Below are 24,780 nucleotides of genomic sequence, written 5' to 3' on the forward strand. Positions count from 1 at the left end.
TGGTTGCCGGCCCACCACATCTTCTCGGTGGAGGCGTCGCGCACCGTGAACTTGTCCTTCGGGCTGCGGCCGGTGAATTCGCCGGTGTCGGCGCAGAGCGCGCCATCGGCGGAGAGCACAGCTTCGCCGGATGACAGCGAATATTGGTAGAGCTGCGGCGCTCCGAGGTTCCAATGCACCTCCTTGAGTTTCTTTAAGCCAAATTTATCGGCGCCAAAGGCACCGTTACGCACGCCTGTCTCTTGCACGAAGGATCTCCCATCAATCACCGCACGACCTAGCGGTCGATCACGAAATGCGAATGACAATGAAACGCAAGAATAGTGCCACGATCTGGGGCTTACCTATTCAAGACGACGGGCAGGCATGCGACAGCATCATGCCCGACCCAATTTGCCCAAATTGCAGTCGCGGGGCGTGAGATCTCCGGGCAGTTCGCCGGTGAGTCCGGCCGCAACCATTTCTTTTCTCGCCCGGATGGGCCGTGCCGGTCAGCCCGCCACGCCATGGTAACCGCGATACCATTCGACAAATCGCCGCAGGCCTTCAGCCAACGGCGTCGAAGGCGAGAACCCGACATCGCGTTGCAGCGCCGAGATGTCGGCACAGGTCTCGAGCACGTCCCCGCCTGCATCGGAAGGAGATCCCGAACCGCCGGCTTTCCAATGATCTCCTCGAGCGTCGAGACAAAATCGAGCAAATTCACCGGCCGGTTGTTGCCAATGTTGTACACGCGATACGGAGCCGCACTTGTGGCAGATTCAGGCTGCTCCGCATCCCAGGCCGGATTCGGCGCAGCCGGACGATCCAGGGTGCGGATCACACCCTCCGCGATATCGTCGACATAGGTGAAGTCGCGCCGCATGTTGCCGTGGTTGAAAATCTTGATCGGCTTGCCTTCGAAAATTGCGCGCGTGAAGAGATAGGCCGCCATATCGGGCCTTCCCCACGGGCCATACACGGTAAAGAACCGCAGGCCGGTGACCGGAAGCCGGTGCACATGGGCATAGGTGTGCGCCATCAACTCGTTGGCTTTTTTACTTGCGGCGTAGAGGCTGACCGGATGATCGACCGATTGCTCCGTCGCGTACGGAAGCGTGCGGTTGGCGCCGTAAACGGAACTCGACGAAGCAAAAACCAGGTGCTTCACGTTGTGGCGGCGGCTGCTCTCCAGCACGGTGACGAACCCGTCGCAATTCGCCCGGATGCAGGCGATCGGATCGTCGATCGATGCGCGAACGCCGGGTTGTGCGGCAAGATGCACGACGCGATCAGGCCTGACCGCATCGAAAGCAAGTTTCGTCGCGCTGGAATCCGCAAGATCCGTTTCATGAAATGCGAAGCCGGTGTGCTGCGTCAGGTAATTTAGCCGGGCGCGCTTCAGCGCCGGGTCGTAATAGGGTGTGAGCGCGTCAATGCCGACAACCTGCTCACCGCGCGCGAGCAGCCGTTCGCACACCTGCATGCCGATAAATCCGGCGGCCCCAGTGACAATCACAGGTCCCAAAGTCGACACGGTCATCCTCACTCGGTCCGCGCATTAAACAGCGTAAGGCAACTCGCCACGCTTCAAGCGCAATCTGCCAAATTCGCGTGCAGCGTATTTAAATCGCCGTTTGCGCGTTCAATCCCTGAAAGACGTATGCAGGGCATCCGTCAGCGGCGACACGATATATTCCAGCGCCGTGCGCTCGCCGGTCGCGACCACCACGTCGGCCTGCATGCCCGCGATCAGCTTGTCGCGGTAGCGTGCATCGAGCTTGGCATCGGAGAGATCGATGAGGCCGAGAAAATAGGGCTGCTTGGTAACGTCGTCCACCAGCCTGTCATGCGAAATGGATGCCAGCTTTCCGGTCATCATTTGAATGCCGCGCGCGCGGAGTCCCGGGAAACGAATTTCGGCGGTCTGCCCCACGCTGAGATGTTCGATCGAATTGACGGGAAGCTGGGCGTGGACGACGAGCTTCTGGTTGCTCGGAACGATCTCCATCAGCGACTCGCCGGCACGAACGACCTGCCCGACCGTAAACACTTTCAAATTCTGTACGGTGCCCGCTCGCGGCGCGCGAATATCGAGGCGGGTGAACAAGTCCCGCGCCACGATCAGCTTTTCCTTCGCGGTGTTGATCTTCTGGCGTGTTTCCAGCAGCTGGGCCGAGACTTCCTCCTGGAATTTCTGCTCCAGCTGCATCACCTGCAGGCGCGCTTCGCTGATTCCGTTGGTCGCTTTCGCCGTATCCGCGATGGCCCGGCCGACGATGCCCTCAAGGCGCGTGCGCTCCCTTTCCATGGCAAGCACGCGCGTGATCGGGATCAACCCCCGCTCCTTCAGCGAACGAAGGCCCGTCAACTCCTCGTCGAGGAAACCGATCTGCTTCTCGGTCGACGACTTCTCGACGCCGATGCCTTCCATTTCCCACCCGAGCTGCTGAATCTTGGATTCGATCAGCGTGATCTGGGTCGCGCGCGAGCGCTTGCGCTCTTCAAATTGCAGCGTCTGGTCCTGGACGATCCTGGCCAGGACCGGTGAAGCGGCCTGCCGCTCCAGCAGTTCCGGAGGAAAGGTGATGCGATCGCGGCGATCGATTTCGGCAACCAGTGACGCTTCGAGCGCGAGCGCGCCGTCGAGTTGACTACGTACCGTCTCGAGCCCCGAGCTCGCCTGCAGCGGCGACAGGTTGACCAGCAATTGCCCCTCAACGACGGACTGCCCTTCTCTGACCGAAATCTCGCTCACCATGCCGCCTTCGAGGTGCTGCACCACCTTGCGGCTGTCCTCGATCATGACAACGCCCTGCGCAACGACGCCGCGGTCGAGCGGTGCGACAGCCGCCCACCCTCCCATGACACCGAAGGTGAAAATGATCAGCGTGTATCCGGCGATTGCCGTTTTGCCTTGCGCATTTGCGAATGGCAGCGAACTGGGGACGCGCCGGGGAATACCTGCCTTGAAGCGCGCAGGAATTGAAAACCATGCAGGAATTGAGAAACGAACCTTGAACATGATGACTGACCTCAGCCTGCCGCAGCCCGAACGGGCACTGGAGGAGCGATCAAATGCTTGAGCACTTCGTGGCGGGGACCAAACACTTGCGCCATGCCGCCCTCCAGCACGAGAATCTTGTCGGCCACGGTCAGTACGCTGATCTTGTGGGTAATCAGAACGATTGTGGTGCCGAACGAGCGAAATCGGCTGATCGCCTGGACCAGCGCTTCCTCGCCACCCTGGTCAAGACTTGCATTGGGTTCATCGAGAACGACCAGGGCCGGACGATCAAAGAACGCCCGCGCCAGCCCGATGCGTTGGCGCTGGCCGCCCGACAGCGTGGCGCCCCCCTCGCCGACCGCGGTGTTGTAGCCGTCCGGCAGGAGCTGGATCATCTCGTGACATCCGCAAAGCCTGGCGGTCTCGATCACCGCTTCGCTGTCGACCTCTTGAAACCGCGCGATGTTCTGCGCGACGGTTCCGGAAAACAGCTCGATGTCCTGCGGCAGATAACCGATGTAGCGACCGCGTTCGCGCGGATTCCAATGCGAAAAATCGAAGCCGTCGAGACGCACATTGCCTGACGACGGTCGCCACACGCCCGTAATCACCCGAGCCAGGCTGGATTTTCCGGCGGCGCTCGGGCCGACAATGCCCACGACTTCGCCCGGTCGGGCTTCGAACGAGATATTCCGCAAGGTGCTGCGCGACTGTTCCGGAGGTCCCGCGGTGACCGCCTCGAGCGTCAGATGGCCGACCGGCCGCGGCAGGCTCACCCGCTGCGGCTCCTCGCCGGCGACAGCGAACAGTTTGACAAGCCTGCTCCAGCTGTTGCGCGCGTTGGTCAGTCCCTTCCAGTTTCCGACGACGCCTTCGACGGGAGCAAGCGCCCGCCCGACAAAGATCGAAGCGGCGATGATCATGCCCGCAGAAATCTGATTGTGGATCGCAAGATAGGCGCCAAGGCCAAGTACCATCGATTGCAGGAACATGCGGACGAACTTGGACGCGGCCGCCATCAACCCCGACCGTGTGCCTGCGATTGCCTGAAGATTGAGCACATGGGCGTGTTGCGCAATCCAGGTCTCGCGCAGGACATCGAGCATGCCCATGGCGTGAATGACTTCGGCGTTGCGCAGGGCAGATACGGCCTTCTGGTTGGCCGCGATCGACGACTTGGAGGCCTGGCTCATCGGGCCCGTGGTGGCGAGCTCACTGGCAACCGTCAACAGGAAGATAAGGGCCGAGCCGACCAGCGCGATCGCCCCGAACCAGGGGTGAAGAAAGAAGCAGGTCACGATGAAGATCGGCATCCACAGCAAGTCGCACAGCGCAATCAGCGCCGGACCGGCGATGAACTCGCGAACCGAATCGAGGTCCCGCAGCGTTTGTCCCTGGGCAAGACGGGGGAAATGCAGGCCGGCGGAGTGCGTTGCATCGAAGACCGAGCCGGCCAGCTTGCTGTCGACCGCGAGGCTGGCCTGAACCATCAGGCGCGAGCGCAGCATCTCAAGCAGCGCATTGATGATCAGGAGATAACCGACCAGCAGCGTGATGCCGAGCAGCGTGGTCTCGTTGCGGCTGCCGATCACCCGGTCATAAATCTGCAGCATATAAAGCGGGCTGGTGAATGCGAGCAGATTAATGAAGAAGCTGAAAACCACCGTCGTCATGACTGCCGGAACGCACGACTTCACGCCGTTGACGAGAACGGTGCTTGCCTTAATTGGACCAGACCCAGCCATTGCGAAAATCCCGCTCCACCATTCCGCGCTGATCCAACAAGGAAACATGCCCGCACAAATCCCATGCGCGCAGAATGTGTGCTTTTTGTTGCGCGCTGAGTTCCATCTCCACTCAATTAAATCCAGCCGACAGCGCGCGCCTGATCACATCAAACCAAATTCGTTCCTAAATAATTAGCACGCTGCAAGATTCATGAAGCCGACATGCTCGTTTGGTTTGCATTTGATTGAGCCTCTCTTGCCAGCACGGCATCTAGTGATTTAACGGAGGCAGCATGCGTGCGGAACGGTTCCCACGGATGGTTCGCCATGCCAGACTTCGCCATGCCAGACTTGGCAGAACTCGAACTCACTCCCCGTGCCCACTAACAAGGCAGCAGCCAACACTGGGTGCGTGAAAGCTGAAGAAGATCGTCTTTGAAAATTTTCATCAACGGTAGATTCCTGTCGCAATCGCTCACGGGCGTTCAGCGCTATGCCGCCGAAATGGTTAAGGCCATGGATCGCTTGCTGGCGTCCGGGCAAGCCGCGCAGCCCCTGCTCGCGGCGGAATGGCAGCTCCTCACCCCGCCCAACGCGAAGGCCGAGCTCGACCTCGCCGTCATCAGGACCAGACAGGTAGGCCGGCGGACCGGGCATGCCTGGGATCAGATCGACCTTGCGCGGGCGTCGGCGGGTGGCCGGCTGATCAGCCTCGCCAACTCCGGGCCGGTTCTTCACCGTAATCACCTCGTCGTCCTGCATGACGCACAGGTGTTTCGCCGGCCGGATTTCTTCAGCCGGAGCTATCTGATGCTGCACCGGACGCTGGGCCATCTGCTGGCCCGAACCGCGACAATTGCCACGGTTTCCGAATTCTCGCGGCGCGAACTCGCCGCCGCCTTGCGGTTGGCACCGTCGGCCATTCCGGTGTTTTCCAACAGCGCGGAGCATTTTGCGGCAACAGTGCGGGATTTTCGCGTGATCGACCGGTTGGGCCTCGTGCCCCACCGCTACTTTCTCTTCGTCGGGTCGATGACGAAGAACAAGAACGTTTCGCTGGCCATTCGGGCGTCGGAGCGGCTGGGCCGCGCGGATATTCCGCTCGTCGTGGTCGGCGGCGACAACAGCAAGGTGTTTTCGGACGGCCCCACCGCCGCAAAGGCCGGGGTTGTGATGGCGGGCCGGCTCAGCGACGAAGAGATCGCGGCGCTCTTTTCGCGTGCAAATTCATTTATTTTCCCCAGCCTTTATGAAGGCTTCGGTGTGCCTCCGCTGGAGGCAATGTTCTTCGCCTGTCCGGTGATAGCGAGTACGGCAGAGGCGGTACGCGAAACCTGCGGCGACGCCGCCGCTTATTTCGACCCGCTCAACGTGGACGAGCTGCATCAACGCATGCTCGAAAGAATTGCAGCAGGAGGCATATCCGGCCCCGAGCGGCAGAAACAGGAAGCGCGCCTGGCAGCCTATTCGTGGGCTAAATCCGCTACCGCCATGTTGCGTTTTCTCGAAAAATCCCCAGTTTAAAATTTAAATAAACGTATTAAACCTGAACAAAGGCAGGAGCCCACCACATCGCGGCCCAATTATTGCTGCGTATTGGAGATCAGTTTGTCGTATCGGCGTGAAGAAAATGAAGGATTAAGGGTGCCCAGCAGTCAGGTTAGAACCATGAGAGTTCTGCATGTCGCCGAAACGATCCGGGGCGGCATCGCGACTTATCTCAACGAGCTGCACCCCCACCAGCGGACCAGCCTCGGCGCCGGCAACGTGCACTATGTGATACCATCCGGTCATCGGGCCGATTTGGTTGGGATCGAAGACGCGGAAATCACGGAATTCGGCCGTTCGGACCGGGGTATTTCAGGCCTGTTCCGGATGCTGGTGGCGACCCTGCGCGCTGTTCACCGCCAGCAACCGGATGTCGTTCACCTGCACTCCTCGTTTGCCGGACTGGTTCTCCGCCCGTTCCTGTTGCTGAGGCGCAAGCGGCCGCGGGTCGTCTACTGTCCGCACGGCTGGGCTTTCTCTCGCGAGACGGGCCGGCTGAGCCATCAGGTCACCAAGATCACGGAAGGTATCCTGGCCAGGATCACGGATCGGATCATCTGCATTTCGAGGGATGAGTACAAAGAGGGGGTTCAGGCCGGAATTGAAGCCGATCGCCTGGTTCTTGTGCACAACGGTATTTCGAAACACCGTCCGCTGCTCGATACTGTCTCGGCGATATGGCCTTCGGAAAAGACCAAGGTTCTGTTCATCGGCCGCCTCGACCGCCAGAAGGGGTACGATCTCCTGACCGAAGCCGCCCGCGCGCTCGAGGACCAGGTGGACGTCCGGATCGTCGGGGCTTCGGTGATCGGCAAATACAAGGATGAGGGGCGTGCGCTTCCCTCCAACGTCTCGTTGCTGGGCTGGCAGGATCGACACCAGATCGAGGCCCAGCTCGAGAAGGCGGATCTCGTCGTCATCCCCTCACGCTGGGAGGCCTTCGGCCTCGTCGCCCTCGAGGCGATGCGGGCGGCCAAACCGATCATTGCCTTTCGCATCGGCGCGTTGCCGGAAATCGTCGAAGATGGCGTGACGGGTGTGCTTTGTGAGCCGGCTTCCGCCGCCCAACTCGTTGAAGGGTTTCGGCGCGCGCTGAAGCTCGATCTGCCTGCGGTCGGTCTGCGAGGCTACGAGCGCTTCAGACAGCTTTATGACATCGAGAAGACGCATCGCGTCCTTAGCCAGGTCTATGTCGACCTCGGACGAGGCGATCACATCCGGTCCCGGCAACAAGCCGAACTGCAATCGGATTTGCCGAACAATTTCTAATCGCAGCCGCTGCCTTGCGGCGCCGAAAGACATTAATTTTCAAAGGCATTAATTTTCAAAAGCCTGGACGCCTCGTCGAACGGCTGGCGGCCGGGCCCCGTCAAATCACCTGCCCAGCCACAGAAAGTCGACTCCGCGCGGCTTCTGGTCATCGCTGGCGGCGGACTCGTTCCCGCGCTCGCGCCTGTCGGAGAACGACCACCGTATCAGGACAGCGACGAGCAACGCGCAGGTCAAAAAACCCGCGGTGAACGCCAACAATGCCACCGGTAGGGCATCCATTTCGCTTGCCTCCCTTTTCTCGTTTGAAGCGAGTATAGCTAGGGGGCCCGAATTAGTAAGTAGTTACGTCAATCCAGGAGACTCGTGCTTAACGGCTGAAATCCCTAACAAATATTGGACAACCGGCTTTCGCCGCGCCGCGCGAAATATTGTTGCGCTGCGGCATCGATTTGCGGGGAGTTCCCCGTGCCAACTCATGTATAAGTGGCGAACGCCCCCTAAAGGAGGCTTCCATTTGGAAACGCTGCTGTACGTTCTGGCAGGCTGGTTCGTGTTTAATATCATTTTCGCCCTAGCAATGTACTTCCGACCGATCCGGCCAACTGCCTCAGCCGATAACCCGGCCAAATCTCACGCTGCGGATCCATCCGATGCCGCGAGCGGGCGTCCATTGCTGTTTAAATCGCCCGGTGGACCTGGCCATTCCATCGTCACCAGGGTTTTGTTCTTTGGCCACTGGTTAAGCGACCGCGTTCGCTCATCGATCGCCGCGAAGCAAGAACCCACCTAGCCGTTCAAATCCTGCGTCCGCCAGCCCTAGCCGATCCGGGACGGCTGTCCTGGGCGCCTGTACCACCCCTGGGCGGGCGCTCGGCAAGCGCGCCGAGCGGCGTTCCGCGCCTGGTCTTTCCGCAGTTTTAAGCCCGGCGTCCCAGGGATCGTTCGGCTGATCCCCCCGGCCGGCCGCTCAACCTTGCATGTCGACCTTGATCCACCAGGCACCTCAGTCACCCGCCACAGCGTATGCGCGCCGTCGCCCTGATATTAAATAGCGACGAATAATACGATATTTAATTCTCCCAGCCGGGCATGAAGGCGAGATAGTGACGAGAAAATGACGCATTTACTGACAATACACGCCATGCTCAAACTTTAGCCAGGTTTTGCTCAGAACCCTCTCAGTGCAAGTTGCAAGAAGGTCACATGGCCGAGGCTTTACCTCGGAAGGCGGCCGCTCGGGAGTGACTTCGGATCCGGATGATTGCTACGGTTAAATGGGACGAAGAGTTTTAAATTGGACCAAGCGTATCACGAGGGTGCTGCAGTGATTAAAGGAAGAACAAAAGCAAAAGGGCTGATTTGTTCTTCTGCTCTTTTTGCGGCACTGGCGTTCGGCCTTGGCGGCTGCGCGGGCTTTATTCCGACGGATGCGCCGGATGGATCAGCGACGCATTCGAACGCGGCGATCGTTACGCAGCCATCGGCACCGCTTCCCTACATACTGATGCCGATCAATCCGGTGGTGTTGCAGGCCACCAATTCCTTTACCGACGGTACGGGGTTGGTATTTTCCCGGTTGCCTGGCGGGAACTATCGCGATGTGACCATTGGTGTCGGCGATATCGTTACCGTCACCGTTTACGAGGCCCAGGCCGGCGGTCTGTTCATCCCGCGCGAAGCGGGCGTGAGGCCGGGTAATTTCGTCGACATTCCACGTCAGCAGGTCGACCAGTCGGGCAATATCAACATCCCGTATGCCGGTGCGATCAAGGTATCCGGCCTGACCCCGCGCGCGGTGGGCAATATCATTCGCGAACGTCTCAAGGATCGCGCCATCGATCCACAAGCCGTCGTCAGCGTTGCTGAGCAGCGCGGCAATCAGGTTAGCGTGCTTGGCGAGGTCAACACGCCGCTGCGCTTCCCGGTCGACCCCGGCGGCATTCGGCTGATGGGCGCCATCGCGCGCGCGGGCGGTCCCAAATACCCCTCTTACGAATCCACCATCACGATCAAACGAAGCGGCCGTACCTACAACGAGTCGATGTCGAGCGTCGTCCGTCATCCCGGCGAAGACATCTTGCTCGCTCCCGGCGACGTCGTCTTCCTGACGCGAATTCCGAGGGTGTTCATGGTCTTCGGCTCGACACCGTCGCCCGGCTCGATCGGCGGCACCAACAACCGCCGTTTCACCTTCGAAAACGACAGCATGACGTTGGCCGAAGCGCTGGCGAAAGCCGGCGGTCTGGACGGCATCCGCGCTGATGCCAAATCGATCTTCGTCTATCGCTTCGAACCAAAGCCGCTGCTGGAGAAGATCGGACTGGAGGTATCTCAGTTCCCGACCCAGCTGGCGCCCGCCATCTACAAGTTCGACATGAGCAAGCCCGATGGCTGGTTCCACGCGGACTCATTCCGGATGCGCGATCACGACGTGATTTCGGTCGCGGAGTCGCCGTCGACCGAGTTCATCAAGCTGATGAATCCGCTGAACGCGGCAACCACGAACGCGGCAAATATCAGCGCCACCATTGCGAACTCGAGATAGACCAGGGAGCATCGCCCAACTCGAACCGCAACAAGAGAGGATAGACGCGTTCAGGCAATCGATTGCTCGCAATCGCGCCATGGACGAGACCCTTTGTCTTGATCAAGAGCCGGAACACATCGGGCGCCAGGACCCGCACGCTGTTCCGACATGCCCTGCAACTGAAAAGGCATGGCAGCCGATAGCGAGACTACCTATCTCTGCCGATCAAACACCGAAGCCAAGTGCCGGAACGGCATGCCGCATCGGAACCCTGCTGCCGGTTGATGCAGATGGCCCGACTTCCCTCGCCTTCAATTTCCCTTGGCGAATGGAACTCTCGCACCGGTAAGCTTCCAACCTGAGGCGATCCTTGAGAATACTCATCGTCAATACGCTTTATCCTCCGGAGATCATCGGGGGCGCTGAAGTTTCCGTGTCGCTGCTCGCGCAAGCCCTTTCCCGCAACCACCATCAGGTTTCCGTCGTCAGCCTGCATGACGCGCAGAGGACCTCGGTCAGCGATTTAAAGGGCGTCCGCGTCTACAGACTTCAGATCGACAATGATTACTGGCCATTCGGCCAGGATCGAAAGCCATCGCGACTGCAACGCCTGAAATGGCACTTGCGTGATACCTGGAACCGGAAGGCCGCGAAACGGTTCGCGGAAATCCTGGATATTGAAAAGCCTGACGTCGTCCACACCAACAACCTGACGGGATTTTCAGTGGCGCTCTGGTCGGAAGCCAGGCGCCGCAACATCAGGATCGTGCATACGTTGCGCGACTACTCGCTGCTCTGCAAAAGGTCGACGCTTTTCAGGAATGGCGCTACCTGCGAGCGCCGATGCACGTCCTGCGCCGCCATGACCGCTTCGTCCCGGCTCGCCTCGCGCCTGGTCGATGCAGTCACCTCCAACAGCCAGTACGTGCTCGATCGGCATCAGCGTCTCGGATACTTTTCCGAAATTCCGGATCGCGTGATCTTCAACATTGCCGACACCAGCGCGCTCGCCCCTGCGGCGGCTCCCTCCGATGAGCATGACCTGACATTTGGATTCATCGGGCGGATTGAAGCCGAGAAAGGCATCGATGTCGTGCTCAAGGCAACAGAATTGCTGCCCGACACCGGTTGGCAGCTCAAAATTGCCGGCAGAGGGCTCGAGTCCGATGTCCGGGAATTCAAAGCCCGTCACCCGAGCGACCGGGTGAAATGGCTGGGCTTTGCCAAATCTCAGGATTTTTACGCCGGTATCGACGTCTGCCTGATCAGCTCGGTCTGGCCGGAGCCGCTGCCGCGCACCCTGATCGAGGGAATTAGCGCCGGCCGCGCCACAATTTGTTCCACTGCGGGTGGGATACCGGAGATATCGAGGTTTTCCAACCTTATCGGTATGTACCAACCAAGCGATCACCGCGAGCTGGCCGGACTAATGTTGAAGGGGATAGACGAGGCCGCTCGATGGAAAAAAAGCCTGCCTCCGCGACCAGACTTTGCGGAGAAGTTCACGCCTGAGACCATTACACGCGAATATTTGGAGATGTATTCGGCCGACAGCTAGGGGGACAGTTCTGTATCAATGAGAGCAATTGCAACCAATCGCTATACGATCTGCACCGGGACGGCTCATTTTTGATGAGGGTCCTTGTTACAACATCCCTCTATCCGACGCCGCTGGCCCCAAAGGTCATCGGCGGCGCGGAAATATTCGTACGCAAACTGGTCGAGGGCTTCGTCGCCAGCGGGGACAGTGTGGAAGTGATCCGCGCCGCGTCAGCCCCCAACCAGCAAACGGAATCATGCGACGATGTCGATATCTATTCCGAGCCGGTCAGTAACATCTATCTGCCGTTCACCGAACAGCACAGCGCACCAATGCGGGGACTCTGGCACGCGGTCGAGGATTGGCGACGATCGACAAAATTGGTCGCCGACCGGATCAAGGCGTTCAGGCCTGACGTGCTGCATTCCAATAATCTGTCGGGCCTGACGACGGCGGTCTGGAAGGCCGCATCCGACCACGGCGTCCCCATCGTCCACACCTTGCACGATTATTACCTGACGTGCCCGCGATGTTCGCGCTTCTCCCACGGCAGCACCTGCACGCACACCTGCTTCAGCTGCAAGATACTAACCGTAAGCCGCCGCACCGCGACCAGGCAGCTCAGCGCGATCGTTGGCGTGAGCCAGCGCATTCTGGATATTCACACGGAGTTGGGCCTCTTCGCAGACACCCCGCTTCGCAAGGTCATCAGACACGCTTCGGCACTTCCCCCGGTCGCGCCCGAGCCCAGACGCCCGGCCGACCTCCTGACGCTGGGTTTCATCGGGCGCCTCACGGAGGAGAAAGGCATTTACAATCTCGTCAAGGCTGTCGGCTCGTTGCCGCCAAACTCCGTCAAGCTGGTGATCGCAGGCTCTGCCAGCACCGAGATGAAGGAGCGGTTGCGTGCCTTGGCACCTGAAGCCCAGATCGAATTCCTGGGATTTGTCGCCCCCGAAACGTTCTATCGTCAAATCGACGTCGTGGTGATTCCGCCGATCTGGGAGGAGCCCGGCCCCATCGTGGTCGCTGATGCCCAGGCCGCCGGCAAGCCCTTCCTCGGCACCCGCTTCGGAGGCATACCGGAGGCCGTCGCACGGGGCGCGGTCGGATGGCTTACGGCGCCCGATCCCGACTCGCTGGCCGAAAGCATCAGGAAGATGTTGTCGAATCCTGACGAAGTAACAACAATGACCCGAAAGTTCGCCGACAAGAACAGTCAACGTACATTCTCGGAAGTCGTCGCCGAATACCGCGCGGTCTTCGAGCAGCTGCGCCGCCGTGAGAACTAGCCGTGTGATGGGGAACGATGCGGCTCCGATTTCTCCAGTATCCTGCCGCCAGCTGAGCAGCCAACCCTCCCGCCGGCGCCCGTTAACAGGGATTTAATTTCCTGACGTCCTTCAGCAAGGGGACATTTAATACTGCACACGTTGTTGCGCGCAGTGCCGCGCGTTTCGGCTGGCAGCACCGCTTGGTGGAAGGTAAGGTCGAACGAGTCGATCGTTCAGGACCTGCTTCGCAACAAGGCACCGGCGGCAATCGATCGACACCGATGAGGCGATAGTTGAAGATACTTCTCGTAAACAGCCTTTACCCTCCGGAAATCATGGGAGGCGCTGAAGTTTCCGTTTCTCTGCTGGCGGAAGCACTGGCCCTCAGGGGTCACCAGGTTTCCGTGATTTGCCTTCACAAGGCGGCGGAAACCTCGATCAGCGAGATCAGGGGTGTTCGCGTATACAGGTTGCAGATCGACAACGACTATTGGCCGTTCGACCAGGATCGAAAGCCGTCGCGGCTGCGACGACTTAAATGGCATTTGCGTGACACCTGGAATCGCGAGGCGGCCAAACGCTTCGGCGCGGTTCTCGATGCTGAGGCGCCCGACGTTTTGCACACCAACAATCTCACGGGATTTTCGGTATCGTTATGGTCGGAAGCCAGGCGCCGCAAGCTGCGGGTCGTCCACACGCTGCGCGACTATTCCCTGATCTGCAAAAGGTCGACCCTGTTCCGCAACGGACAGACATGTGCCCGCCGGTGCCCGGCCTGCGCGACCATGACCGCCCCTTCCCTGATTGCTTCGCGTATGGTCGACGCCGTCGTTTCGAACAGCCAGTTTGTGCTGGATCAGCACCAGAAACTTGGCTATTTCGCCAACATCCCGGGCAAGGTCATCTTCAATATTGCCGACGTCAGCGAGGCGGCTCCGGTTTCACCGCCCGCCACCGGCGATCTGGTGTTCGGCTTCATTGGGCGGATCGAAGCCGAAAAGGGTATCGAGGTCGTACTGAAGGCGGCCGAACTGCTGCCTGACGCAGGTTGGAGGCTGAAGATTGCCGGAAAGGGGCTCGAGCAGTACGTAGGCGGCCTGAAGGCCGGGCAGAAGAACGATCGCATCGAATGGCTTGGCTTTACGAAAGCGGCGAATTTCTACGCCAGCATCGACGTCTGCCTCGTCAGCTCGGTCTGGCCGGAACCGCTGCCGCGGACGCTGATCGAAAGCATCAATGCCGGCCGCGCAACCATTTGCTCGACGGCAGGAGGGATTCCGGAGATTTCGGGATTTTCAAATATGGTGGGCTCCTACGAGCCGAACAATTTTCGTCAGTTGGCCGAACTCATGGTGAAGGCGGTCAACGACACAACGAGATGGAAAATGACGCAGCCGCTACAATCGGACTTTGCAGATAAATTTTCGCCGGAGTCGGTCACGCGGCAATACATGGAGGTTTATTCGGCCGGCAATTCGAAAGCTCCCTGACCGGGAATAGTTTCAAGCATCCATTTTTTTTATTGTTCTTGGGGACGAGACTCCTTCAATGAGAGTTCTTATTACGTCATCCATCTATTCAACGCCGCGAGCTCCAAAAGTCGTGGGCGGCGCGGAAATATTCGTGCGTCGACTTGCCGAAAGCCTGGTGGACAAGGGTGACAGCGTGGAAGTGATCCGCGCCGCGTCCGCTCCCAACCAAACGATGGAAACGTGCAACGGCATCGACGTTTATTCGGCGCCGGTAAAGAATGTGTATTTCCCGTTCAGCAAACCTCATAGCGCGCCGATCCGGGCGGTCTGGCATGCGGTGGAAGACTGGCAGCAGACCTCGCAACTGGTTGCCGAACGTATACGGGCCTTCAAGCCCGATATCCTGCACTCCAACAATCTCTCGGGATTGACGACAGGGGTATGGCAAACTGCTTCGGACCTGCGCGTTCCGGTTCTTCATACCCTTCACGACTATTACCTGACCTGCCCGCGGTGCTCTCGCTTTTCGAACGGAAGCGCGTGTGCTCACACCTGCGTCAGTTGCAAGATTTTGACGGTCAACCGACGCAGCACGACAAAGCATCTCGACGCAGTCGTGGGCGTGAGCCAACGTATCCTTGATATCCATACCCAGTTCGGGCTGTTTGCCGATACGCCATTGCGCACCGTCATTCGCAATGCTTCGACTGCCGATGTCGGTGACAAGGCCACGGAAAGTCCCGACGGAGTGGTTACCTTTGGATTTATCGGAAGGTTGACGCAGGAGAAGGGCATCTACAACCTCGTCCAGGCGGTTGCGGCAATTCCATCTCACCTGATGCGGCTTGTCGTCGCCGGCCATGCAACGGAAAGCCAGCGAGCGCATATCAAATCGCTGGCGCCCAACGCCCGAATTGATTTCCTGGGCTTTGTCGCACCCAGGGAATTCTATGAACAGGTCGATGTCGTGGTGGTTCCGTCAGTTTGGGAAGACCCAAGCCCGCTGGTGGTGGCCGACGCGCAGGCGGCCGGAAAACCGCTGCTCGGGACCCGCTTCGGGGGAATACAGGAAGTGATCGAACAGGATGTTACGGGATGGCTGACGGCGCCTGACCCCGGGTCTCTGACCAAGAGCCTGTTGCAGATCATTGAGTCCCCCCGGCAGATTTCCGATATCAGCCAACGGTTAAGAGCTGGACTCAACAAATGGACCTTCGTCGACGTCGTTGCCAGATATCGCGACGCGTTCGAGCACGTCAGGCAATCCCGGGGAATGGCCAGATCATGATGGTCCCGGCCATAGCGGCTGAGAGCTACGCCCCGGCCCGATACCCGGGCCGGCCGCCAACTCACTTCGGTCTGAAATGATTCGGCTCCTCGCGTTCGGCGGCTATGTTTTCCAGAGTGCGGCCGCCATCGCGCTCATTTTCGCCATCAGCCATCTCCTGCCGCCCGCCAGCTATACTTCGTTTTCGCTCGCTTTGGCGTCAAGCCAGCTGCTGTGCGTATTCATGTTCGAATGGCTGCAACTTGCCGGCGTTCGTTTTCTCGCGGCGGCGGAGGGCGAAGACGCCGCGAGATTGCGGTCCTCGTTGTTCGCCGCGGGATTATTGAGCACCGTGGTGCTGGTTTCAGTCGGCAGTGCCGCCTCGCTGATCGGCACTCTCGCACCCCGCGTCGTCGCGCTTGGGCTGGCGATCGCGGTTCTGCAGGGACTCACCGACATGTATTTCATGGCGATCCGCGTATCGGATCGGCTTGGTACGGCGGCCTTCCTCCTGATCCTGCGAGCCAGCCTCCTGCTTGTTGGTGCGGTTGCCGGCGCGAGCATCTATGGTACGGCCGAAGCCACTCTCCTTGGCATCGTATGCGGCCATACGACATGCCTGGTTGCCGGCCTGTTTGCGCATCGCACGCCGCTGCGATGGGTACCCTATCGTATCATGTTGACAGACTGGATGGATTTCTCCCGCTACGGAATGCTGGCCGCCGGAGCATCGGTGATCCATCTTTCGGTTCCGGTGATGATCCGCTTCATCGTTGTCAGCAGTTTGGGAGCAGCAGCCTCCACAGCGACCGCCGCCTTTTTGATGGCGATCGATTTGCTGCAGCGGCCATTCTCGGTTCTCGTGGCCGCGATACACACGGTGAGTTATCCTGACGTGGTGATCCAGTTCGAGCGCGGCACCGACGAGCAGGCGCGGCGGGCGACGTCCCGGTTGCTTGACTTCATTCTATGCGCGACAACGGTCATGTTGGGCGGCCTGATCGGCTTTCTGCCGGATGCGAGCCGGCTTTTCGTTCCGGCCGATCTCCTGACGAGCTTCATGGCGGTGGCGCCGGCAGCCGCCGTGTTTTACTTTCTTCATACCCATCTCCAGGCCACGCTTGCGGTGATCCCGCACTTGAGAAAATCCGCAACCAGGCTTGTGGTGGTCGCTGCCTGCCAGCTGGCGCTGGTGTCGGTTGTATCGATGATTGCAGCCCTGCTGGGCCTGTCCATAGCCGCTCAGGTCGCGAGCGCCTCCGTTGCAACGGCAATCGTCATATTGTGCGGCAGTGGCCCGATCATTCGTTTCGGAGTGGTCCCGAGATGGCTCCTGCTGGGCGCATCGCTTGTTGCAGCCGTCCTGATTGGAGCATTCGCGGCAGCTCCCTCCGAACCCATGCTCTGGCTGGCCGGCAAAATTGTCGTCGCGGCCGTGGCCGTCGCGCTTGTCGCCTGGCAGGGCGAGTTTCTGTCGGCCAGACGAGCGGACCAGGGCGCCCGGACAGAGATTGATCCACCACGTTAGAGCGTGATCTTCCCGGCCTCCCGAATGGTTACGACTGCGCCGGAGCCAATCCGTAGATCTGCAGCGTTTGATCGACCATCGGACCGACACCGAAATGCTGCTGGGCTCGTGCGATGCAGTTTCGTGCCATTGCCTGCCGCCGGGCGGGATCAGCCAGCTTTTCGATCGCCTGGGCCAGGGCATCCACGTCCTCGAACGGAACGACAAAGCCGGTTTGTCCGTTAATGATCTGATCCGAGGCGCCGCCGGCCGGCGTCCGGACCGGAACCAGTCCTGTCGCCATCGCTTCGGCAACGCCCAATGGAAACCCCTCGAAGCGGCTGGGAAGCACAAACACGTCGGCGGCCCATAGCGCCTCGCGGACGTCGCCCATGAAACCCAGAAATTTAAACGTCTGATTATCCTTTTCATCGCCCGCATAGGCGAACGATTTGATCTCCTTTTCGCGGTCGGCGCCGCCGCTCCCGACAAAGAAGCACTTCAAATCGAGCGACGGGGGATCGCCGCGGTCGCGTAGCTTTCGCGCCGCCTTGATGAGCAGGTCGTGTCCCTTGACCCATGCGAGACGGGCCGCGAGCAGACACATGAAGTCGCTTTCTGCCAGACCGAATCTTTTCCGCGCTTGCTGCCGGTCAGCTGCCGAAGGCGGACAAAAATGATCGGTGTCAACGCCGCCATAGACTTTTGCAATTCCATCCTTCCGAAGCAAAAGATATCGGCTCAGGTGCTCGCGCGATTCTTCGGACATCAGGATCAGCTTGTGGGGAAAGAAGGCGTTGAAGAACAGGATCTGCTTCAGGCTGAACTTTGACTTCGGCGCGTTCTGGGCATTTTCGATATTGCCCAGAACGGACGGGTGATAGGTCGCAACGCAACGGGCTCCCGTCAGGAGAGACAACAACCTGCCCCACAACAGCATGCCGAGACCATGGACGTTGATGACCGTAATCTTGCGTTCCCGGATCAGCTTCAGCAGCCGAACGAATATCGCCGGCGACGGCAGTTTTCCCAGTCCGGGAATTTCATGCCACTCCCTGACGGCCGCGGTCAGTTTCTTGCGCTTGTATTCGGACTTCTCGTCCGAGCGAACTTCGCCGGAAACCAGATAGATCTGCACGCCACGACCTTGCAGGCCGGTCGCAAGCGTCTCGCAATACGAAGCAATGCCGTCGTTGCAATTCACCACTTCAACCAGAAACAGGACATTGGCGCTGCCGGAAGCGACCTCGGTCATCGATTTATCTCTCTACTCGATCTCGTGAAACATAAGGCGGGGTTTAGCTTGGAAATCAGTTCCGATCGATGACGGATCTCCCTCGTACGCCTGCATTTTATGCGTGCAAGATGCGGGCCGAACGCATAGCAAATTAAATGCCTCGCGAAGCAAAGGCCCGGGATTGGCGGTATACGCCGGCCGGCCTCCCCCTCAAAGCCCTCTTTTTTCCAGTTCGGCGGCCTCTTCCGGCGAGAGAGCAACCCCCGCAAACCGGGAAACAAGGTACATCGCGATCTTCGGCGTCTTGAGATCGTACATCAGGCCGAACCGGTTTTCAGGCGGGGCTTTTGCGGGTTCATCGAGCAGCTCATAGATGCTGATGCTCTCGACGACGATATCCTTTTGGTCCCTCAGCGCGGTGAGCGTGTCGTTCAGGCTCTTCAGGCAACGCTCCGTCATATGGTCGCCGGGCTTGTTGCCATAGTCCGGTTTGTAGATCTCGCCGCAATTGATCTCATTGAATATGACCGGCCTCTGATAGGTGGCCAGTTTCTTGAACAGGTTGAAGCGCGGATTGCGGCCATTCCAGGCTCTGTTCGGATTCTCTCCCAGCACTTCGTAATAGTGGTAGGAAATCACGTCAAACCCGACCCCGCGCGCGGCCATGAAGTCCAGGAAGCCGAACATCGTCGATGTCGTATTCAGGACCTTGCGCAAATGAAGTCCGTTTTCCTTGTTGATCTTGTCGATCGCGTCTGAAGCCCCGCGCAAGACGGCCGCCCAATCTTCCATGATGGGCTTTTCGAACTCTTCCGCCGTGCCGCCGCTCCCGAACAATCTCTTGCCATCCGGACCGAGCGCGAGGAGGTTCAACTCGTTCTCCAGTTCCCAGTCCTTGATATCGTGCTTGAACTGGTTGACGAAATCGTAGGTCCGGTTGAAGCCCTGGCGATACAGCGCGTCACGGTCGCCCTTCGGATAGTTGCCCGCATCCGTGCGATCTCCCCACCGGAAGGCGAAGCCGAACACGGGATGCAGCGTTATCCCGTGAGCCTTGCCCTGTGCGATCGCCCGCCTCAACATCGGGGCTTCGGTCGGTTCGGTGTCCTTGGTCAGATTCACACCTATCCTGAATTGCGTCAGGCCACGCTCTTTCATGACCTTAAAGGCGGGCCCCAAATTCGCCCTGATGGCGGATGGCCCGTTGGTGCCCCACTCCAGGGCGTCCGCGCGAAACGAATTGATCGTGGCCGCAACCAGGACAAGGAGCGAAAGGCCCAATTTCCACGCGATGGTCGATGCGGCCGTCCGCTCAATCCCAGTTGCCCTTACAACGCTCATCATGATCACCTTCTGTGACGCCTTGGCTTTTCGAAACAAAGCAAGGAGCATGCGAAACCCGACCTACACATGCCGTTGCTGCGATTTGCCGCGGTAAGGCTTTTTGCTTTAGCGCGCCGCAAAAGTCGGGTCCAGCCCGGGAACCGAATGCAGATGCGGCCGGCATTTAATAGCTGATTTAATCTGATCGTTTGGTCGTAACGCGCCCAAACTATGCCCATTCAGCGCCATCAGGGCATCCGCTCCAGCTTTCAATATCTGCCGAATGCAGGGCGTTACACCAACCTCCGATTAACCGCTCCAGATAAACCCGTATTATTTCGATCTGTACCGTTCCCGAAGTGCATGATTGCCTGCTTGGCAAGCAGCCGAGCATTCCAAGTAGGCAACGCAAGGCAGCCGCCGCCTTCAGTCCGTCATCATGAGAACAGACCAAGCGGTCATCATCGAAGCTTGCCGATTCTGGTTCCCATTCCAGACGTCGCGCAAACAAAACGCCGGGAAATCCTTAGCAATGAAAAATCCCCTTGTTGCTTCGACTTTTATCCAAATCAAATACTCAAAAGAGAAAACTGGCAGCTAAATCTCGCACAACTCTCCCCTTCCAACAGCCGGGCAATAGATGACCACATCCGCTGACCAGACCATCCTCTCCGCAAGTTCCTTCGTTGGTTCCATCGGCGTGAACACGCATGTGGGGTACTCCTGGGGCTCGTACGACAATCTCGCTTTGCTGCAGGACAGCCTCGAGTATCTCGGTGTCACAAAACTGCGCGACGGGCTTACCAACATTCCGGAGGCGCAACCTGTCCTGAATGGCCTGGCTGCGGACGGCTATAAGTTCGATCTGGTTGTTCCGTCCGGCGTACCCGCCGGCGGCAGCGCCGCGCTGCAGCAGTACCTGGCCACGGTGGAACAGTTCAGCACAGCTCATGCGGGAAGCGTTATTGCGCTGGAGGGCCTGAACGAAGCCAACCTTCAGGCATTCAGCTACAACGGCAGTTCCACCATCGAAGCCGCGGCCCAGTTCCAGGCGGCCTATTTTTCCGCCGTGAACGGCAACGCCGCCCTGGCCAACATCGCCGTCTACAATCTCTCGCTGGGCTACAATGACACGACCGACTACGCCAAGCTGGGCGACTTGTCGGGCGCTTCCGACTATGCGAACTCGCACGCCTATGTCAGCACGAGCACGACGCCGCAGGCCACTCTGGCGTTGATGCTGGCCAACGCCAAGTCCGTATCGTCAGGCAACCCGGCCGTCATCACCGAGACCGGCTATACGACCCAGAGCGACACCCCCTACATCGGCGCCAGCGAAAACGTGCAGGCCAAGTCGATCCTCAACACCCTGGTCGATGCCTTCAAGGGCGGAGTTGGTACGACATATCTCTACCAGCTGCTTGACGCCGGTGCGAGCGGCGTCAGCAACGATCCGGAGATGCATTTCGGCTTGTTCAACAGCGATGGGGCGCCGAAGCTGGCCGCCACCGCCGTTCACAATCTCACGACCATCCTGAGCGACGACGGCACCGGTGGCCACCAACCGACCGCGCAGCTGGGTTACTCACTCAGCAACATGCCCGATACGGGCAACAGCATGGTCCTCGGCAAGAGCAACGGCGCCTACGAACTCGTGATCTGGGCCGAGCCGAAAGTCTGGAACGACGCCACCGACACCGAAATCTCCAACCCTTCTCAACCTGTCACCGTCAATCTCGGAGGCGTGCACCATACGGTCAGCGTCTACGATCCGTTGAGCGGCACAACCCCGATCGCGACCTATACCGACGTCAGCCAGATCACCGTCCCGCTCAGCGATCATCCCTTGATCATCGAGATCGACGCGCCGCTGTCGCCTGCGCCCGAAGAGCCGCTGCCGACCGATGTCAGCGGGACGGCCGCGGAAATCGCGCTGCAATTGTCGGACTTGAACACCAACGAATCGCTCCAGACGATTACCTTGACCGATACCCACGTGCTTCCGGTCGCCTCCGAATCGACGATGAAGTACATGATCTCGCATTATGGCAATGCGCTTTCAGCCATCCAGGGCGGCTATTCGTTTTCGGTTACGACCTCCACCAGCGCCTGGAGCGTAACCAAGGTCTTCGATTCCTCCGCAAACCTGCAATCGACCACCACTTCCAACTTCCTCGGCGGGTTCATTACCAGCAAATCGACGGTATTTGCGGACGGATCAACCGATAGCACCCTCTATACCGCGGGCGTGGCCACGCAGCAGGTCACCGTCGATGCGGCGAGCGGTTCCAGGGAAACCAAGTCGTTCGATCCGGTCAACGGCAAGCTCACCGCCGACCTGGTGCAGCACACGGATGGCTCATCCTCGAACACGCTGTACTCGGCCGGCGTCAAGACCAAGATGTACGTCACCAACGCCGACCACAGCCATGACAACAGCTATTACAATATCACCGGCCAGAACTACACCACCCAGACGCAGCACTACAGCCCGACCGGACAATTGACCTCGGATAGCCGCTGGCATGCCGACGGTTCGCTCGCCTACACCCAGGTGATCACGAGCGACGGCAGCAGCAAATTGACAACGCTGTATGACGCGACAGGCCACAAGACCACGGTCATCGCCTGGACTTCCGCTGCGACCACGACCAGCAAATACGACTTGTCCGGCAACCTGGTGCAGGAAATCGTGCACACGGTCACCGGCGATGTGACGACATCCAACTACAAGGGGTCCGTGCTGTCTTCGGTCTATATCGCCAGCTCCAATGGCACGAAAGAAGCCAAGATCTACGACAGCGCCGGCCGCCTCGCCAGCGATCTGATTCAGAAAACCGACGGCTCGTCCTCGAACACGCTGTATTCGGCCAACGTCAAGACCAAGATGTACGTCACCAACGCCGACGGCAGCCATGACAACACCTACTACAACATCACTGGCCAGTCCTATACGACCCAGAAACAGCACTATGACTCGAAAGGTGTATTGACCGCGGATACCCGCTGGCACGCCGACGGAACGCTCGCCTACACCAAGGTGATCAGCAGCGACGGCAGCAGCAAGGTGACGACGCTGTATGACGCGGCCGGCCATAAGGCTACCGTGACGAGCTGGAATTCGACCGCCACCACGATCGACAAGTACGATTCATCCGGCAATCTGGTCCAGGAGATCGTGCAGACCGCTACCGGCAACGTAACGACCTCCAACTATAACGGGTCGGTGCTGTCTTCGGTCTATATCGTCAATGCCAACGGCTCGAAGGAAACGAAGATTTACGACAGCGCGGGTCGCCTCTCCAGCGATCTGGTGCAGAACAAGGACGGCTCGTCCTCGAACACGCTGTTTTCGGCCGGCGTCAAGACCAAGATGTATGTCAGCAACGCCGACGGCAGCGATGACAACACCTACTACAATATCACCGGCCAGAGCTATACCACCCGGAGCCAGCACTACGATTCGAAGGGCGTCATGACCGCGGAAACCCGTTGGCATGCCGACGGCTCGCTCGACTACCACCAGGACGTCAGCAGCGACGCCAGCAGCAAGGTGACAGCGCTGTATGACGCGACCGGTCACAAAACCACCGTGGTCCGCTGGAATTCGGCCGCCACCAGGACCGAGAAGTACGATACGTCGGGCAACCTGATCCAGGAGGTCGTGAAGACCGCGGCCGGCAACGTAACGACCTCAAACTATAACGGGTCGGAGCTGTCCTCGGTCTATATCGTCAATGCCAACGGCTCGAAGGAAACGAAGATCTACGACAGCGCCGGCCGGCTCGCCAGCGACCTGGTCCAGAACAACGATGGCTCGTCTTCGAACACGCTGTTCTCCGCGGGCATCAAGACCAAGATGTATGTCACCAACGCCGACGGCAGCAACGACAATACCTACTACAACATCACCGGCCAGGCCTATACCACCCGGGCCCAGCACTACGATGCCGCCGGCAAGATGACGGCGGACACCCGCTGGCACGCCGATGGCACGCTCGAATATCGCCAGGTCATCAGCGGCGACGGCACCAAGGTGACGGACCTCTACGACAGCACCGGGCACAAGCTCACCGAGATCACACACCACACGGATGGGTCCACCGTGACGGACAGCTACAATGCCTCATCGGGCGCGCTGGTTCAGGACGTCGTCAAGACGGCCGGGGGTGACGTCACCACCACGAATTATTCGGGCGGCGTCATCGCCTCGATCTACGTCGCCAACGCGGACGGTTTCAAGGAAAGCAAGCTGTTCGACTCGGCCGGAAACCTGACCAGCGACTACGTTCAGAACACGGATGGCTCGTCCTCGAACACGCTGTACTCGTCCGGCGTCAAGATGAAGATGTATGTCAGCAACGCCGACGGCAGCGATGACAACTATTACTACAACATCACCGGCCAGACCTACACGACCCAGATCCAGCATGTCGACGCCGCGGGCAAGATCACCTCTGACACCCGCCTGCATGCCGACGGCTCGCTGGATTACAAGCAGGTCATCAACTCCGACGGCAGCAAGGTGACCGATCTGTACGACAGCACCGGATCCAAAACCCAGGAGATCGTCAACAACGCCGACGGTACCAAGGACGTCTACAAATACGTTGTCAGCGGCAACCCGGGCGCGACCCAGCACGAAAGCTACACCGCGGGCGGTACTCTCCTGCAGATCGACGTTCAAAACAACAACGGCACCCACACCGTCACGGCCGTCAGCACCGGTCAGTCGATTCAGGGTGGAAACGGAAACGACCTGTTTTCAGCCGCCCCGGGATCGACGACGATCGTCTTCGACCATGGCAATGACCAGATCAACAGCTTCCAGGCCGGCGCCGCGGCCAATCATGACATGATCAAGATCGCAGCGTCGCTGGTGGCCGACTACAGTCACCTTCAGTTTACGCAATCGGGAGCCGACACGCTGATCCACCTGTCAGCCACGGATTCGATCACACTGAAGAATGTTTACGCAACCAACCTCGATCACAGCAACTTCCTGTTCGTCTGAGGGGCGATGCGCTCTCCCGTGAGCGCATCGGCTTTCTCAAGGCAGGGATCGCGGCGGATCCCGGTCGACGGGACAAGTCTGCATCG

The 24,780-nt window shown here is 59.4% G+C and carries 17 protein-coding genes and 1 pseudogene; 12 read left to right on the forward strand and 6 right to left on the reverse strand.

What is annotated here, in order from left to right:
- The 4 genes and pseudogenes from JQ611_RS22600 to JQ611_RS22615 form a co-directional block, all read right to left on the reverse strand.
- On the reverse strand, positions 1-248 hold a 248-nt coding region (locus tag JQ611_RS22600; RefSeq protein ID WP_212466645.1), incomplete at its 3' end, for a phosphoenolpyruvate carboxykinase (ATP).
- A 243-nt stretch (positions 249-491) separates the two neighbouring features.
- Positions 492-1,522 (reverse strand): annotated as a pseudogene (locus tag JQ611_RS22605) (NAD-dependent epimerase).
- A gap of 102 nt (positions 1,523-1,624) precedes the next feature.
- Positions 1,625-3,004, reverse strand: a complete 1,380-nt coding sequence (locus JQ611_RS22610; protein WP_212267267.1) for an HlyD family type I secretion periplasmic adaptor subunit — start codon at positions 3,002-3,004, stop codon at positions 1,625-1,627.
- A gap of 11 nt (positions 3,005-3,015) precedes the next feature.
- Entirely contained in the window at positions 3,016-4,659 is a 1,644-nt protein-coding gene (locus JQ611_RS22615; RefSeq protein ID WP_249133376.1) for a type I secretion system permease/ATPase, read from the reverse strand.
- Between JQ611_RS22615 and JQ611_RS22620 the strand changes: the two genes are divergently transcribed.
- The 10 genes from JQ611_RS22620 (at position 4,631) to JQ611_RS22665 (ending at position 17,141) form a co-directional block, all read left to right on the forward strand.
- Positions 4,631-4,909, forward strand: coding sequence for a hypothetical protein (locus JQ611_RS22620; RefSeq protein ID WP_212267298.1), 279 nt, complete (start codon positions 4,631-4,633; stop codon positions 4,907-4,909). The genes JQ611_RS22615 and JQ611_RS22620 overlap by 29 nt on opposite strands.
- Positions 4,910-5,148: 239 nt before the next feature.
- Positions 5,149-6,237, forward strand: coding sequence for a glycosyltransferase family 1 protein (locus JQ611_RS22625; RefSeq protein WP_212466646.1), 1,089 nt, complete (start codon positions 5,149-5,151; stop codon positions 6,235-6,237).
- 144 nt (positions 6,238-6,381) lie between these two features.
- A complete protein-coding gene (locus tag JQ611_RS22630; RefSeq protein ID WP_212267261.1) occupies positions 6,382-7,530 on the forward strand; it encodes a glycosyltransferase in 1,149 nt (382 codons plus the stop codon).
- Positions 7,531-8,047: 517 nt separating this feature from the next.
- Positions 8,048-8,323: a hypothetical protein gene (locus JQ611_RS22635; protein ID WP_212466647.1), complete on the forward strand. Its 276-nt coding sequence runs from the start codon at positions 8,048-8,050 to the stop codon at positions 8,321-8,323.
- 534 nt (positions 8,324-8,857) lie between these two features.
- Complete coding sequence (locus JQ611_RS22640) at positions 8,858-10,078, forward strand: polysaccharide biosynthesis/export family protein (RefSeq protein ID WP_212267257.1); 1,221 nt, start codon at positions 8,858-8,860, stop codon at positions 10,076-10,078.
- A gap of 352 nt (positions 10,079-10,430) precedes the next feature.
- On the forward strand, positions 10,431-11,618 hold the full coding sequence (locus JQ611_RS22645; RefSeq protein ID WP_212466648.1) for a glycosyltransferase family 4 protein: 1,188 nt from the start codon (positions 10,431-10,433) through the stop codon (positions 11,616-11,618).
- 74 nt (positions 11,619-11,692) lie between these two features.
- The gene (locus tag JQ611_RS22650) at positions 11,693-12,892 is read left to right on the forward strand and encodes a glycosyltransferase family 4 protein (protein ID WP_212466649.1); all 1,200 of its coding nucleotides are present in this window, start codon (positions 11,693-11,695) and stop codon (positions 12,890-12,892) included.
- A 275-nt stretch (positions 12,893-13,167) separates the two neighbouring features.
- Positions 13,168-14,364 (forward strand): glycosyltransferase family 4 protein, encoded by a 1,197-nt coding sequence (locus JQ611_RS22655; protein WP_212267251.1) that lies wholly within the window; start codon positions 13,168-13,170, stop codon positions 14,362-14,364.
- 58 nt (positions 14,365-14,422) lie between these two features.
- Positions 14,423-15,634: a glycosyltransferase family 4 protein gene (locus JQ611_RS22660; RefSeq protein ID WP_212466650.1), complete on the forward strand. Its 1,212-nt coding sequence runs from the start codon at positions 14,423-14,425 to the stop codon at positions 15,632-15,634.
- A gap of 304 nt (positions 15,635-15,938) precedes the next feature.
- Positions 15,939-17,141: a hypothetical protein gene (locus JQ611_RS22665; protein WP_312012117.1), complete on the forward strand. Its 1,203-nt coding sequence runs from the start codon at positions 15,939-15,941 to the stop codon at positions 17,139-17,141.
- Between the two features lie 28 nt (positions 17,142-17,169).
- Here JQ611_RS22665 and JQ611_RS22670 read toward each other — a convergent pair whose 3' ends face one another.
- Both JQ611_RS22670 and JQ611_RS22675 read right to left on the reverse strand, forming a co-directional pair.
- The gene (locus JQ611_RS22670) at positions 17,170-18,375 is read right to left on the reverse strand and encodes a glycosyltransferase family 4 protein (RefSeq protein ID WP_212466652.1); all 1,206 of its coding nucleotides are present in this window, start codon (positions 18,373-18,375) and stop codon (positions 17,170-17,172) included.
- Positions 18,376-18,567: 192 nt separating this feature from the next.
- On the reverse strand, positions 18,568-19,701 hold the full coding sequence (locus JQ611_RS22675; RefSeq protein WP_249133377.1) for a glycosyl hydrolase 53 family protein: 1,134 nt from the start codon (positions 19,699-19,701) through the stop codon (positions 18,568-18,570).
- A 210-nt stretch (positions 19,702-19,911) separates the two neighbouring features.
- Between JQ611_RS22675 and JQ611_RS22680 the strand changes: the two genes are divergently transcribed.
- On the forward strand, positions 19,912-20,337 hold the full coding sequence (locus tag JQ611_RS22680) for a hypothetical protein (RefSeq protein ID WP_212466653.1): 426 nt from the start codon (positions 19,912-19,914) through the stop codon (positions 20,335-20,337).
- Positions 20,321-24,694, forward strand: coding sequence for an RHS repeat protein (locus JQ611_RS22685; RefSeq protein WP_212466654.1), 4,374 nt, complete (start codon positions 20,321-20,323; stop codon positions 24,692-24,694). The genes JQ611_RS22680 and JQ611_RS22685 overlap by 17 nt, the downstream gene beginning before the upstream one ends.
- Positions 24,695-24,780 lie beyond the last annotated feature (86 nt).

The sequence above is a fragment of the Bradyrhizobium sp. AUGA SZCCT0182 genome (genome assembly GCF_018130185.1).
Lineage (GTDB): Bacteria > Pseudomonadota > Alphaproteobacteria > Rhizobiales > Xanthobacteraceae > Bradyrhizobium.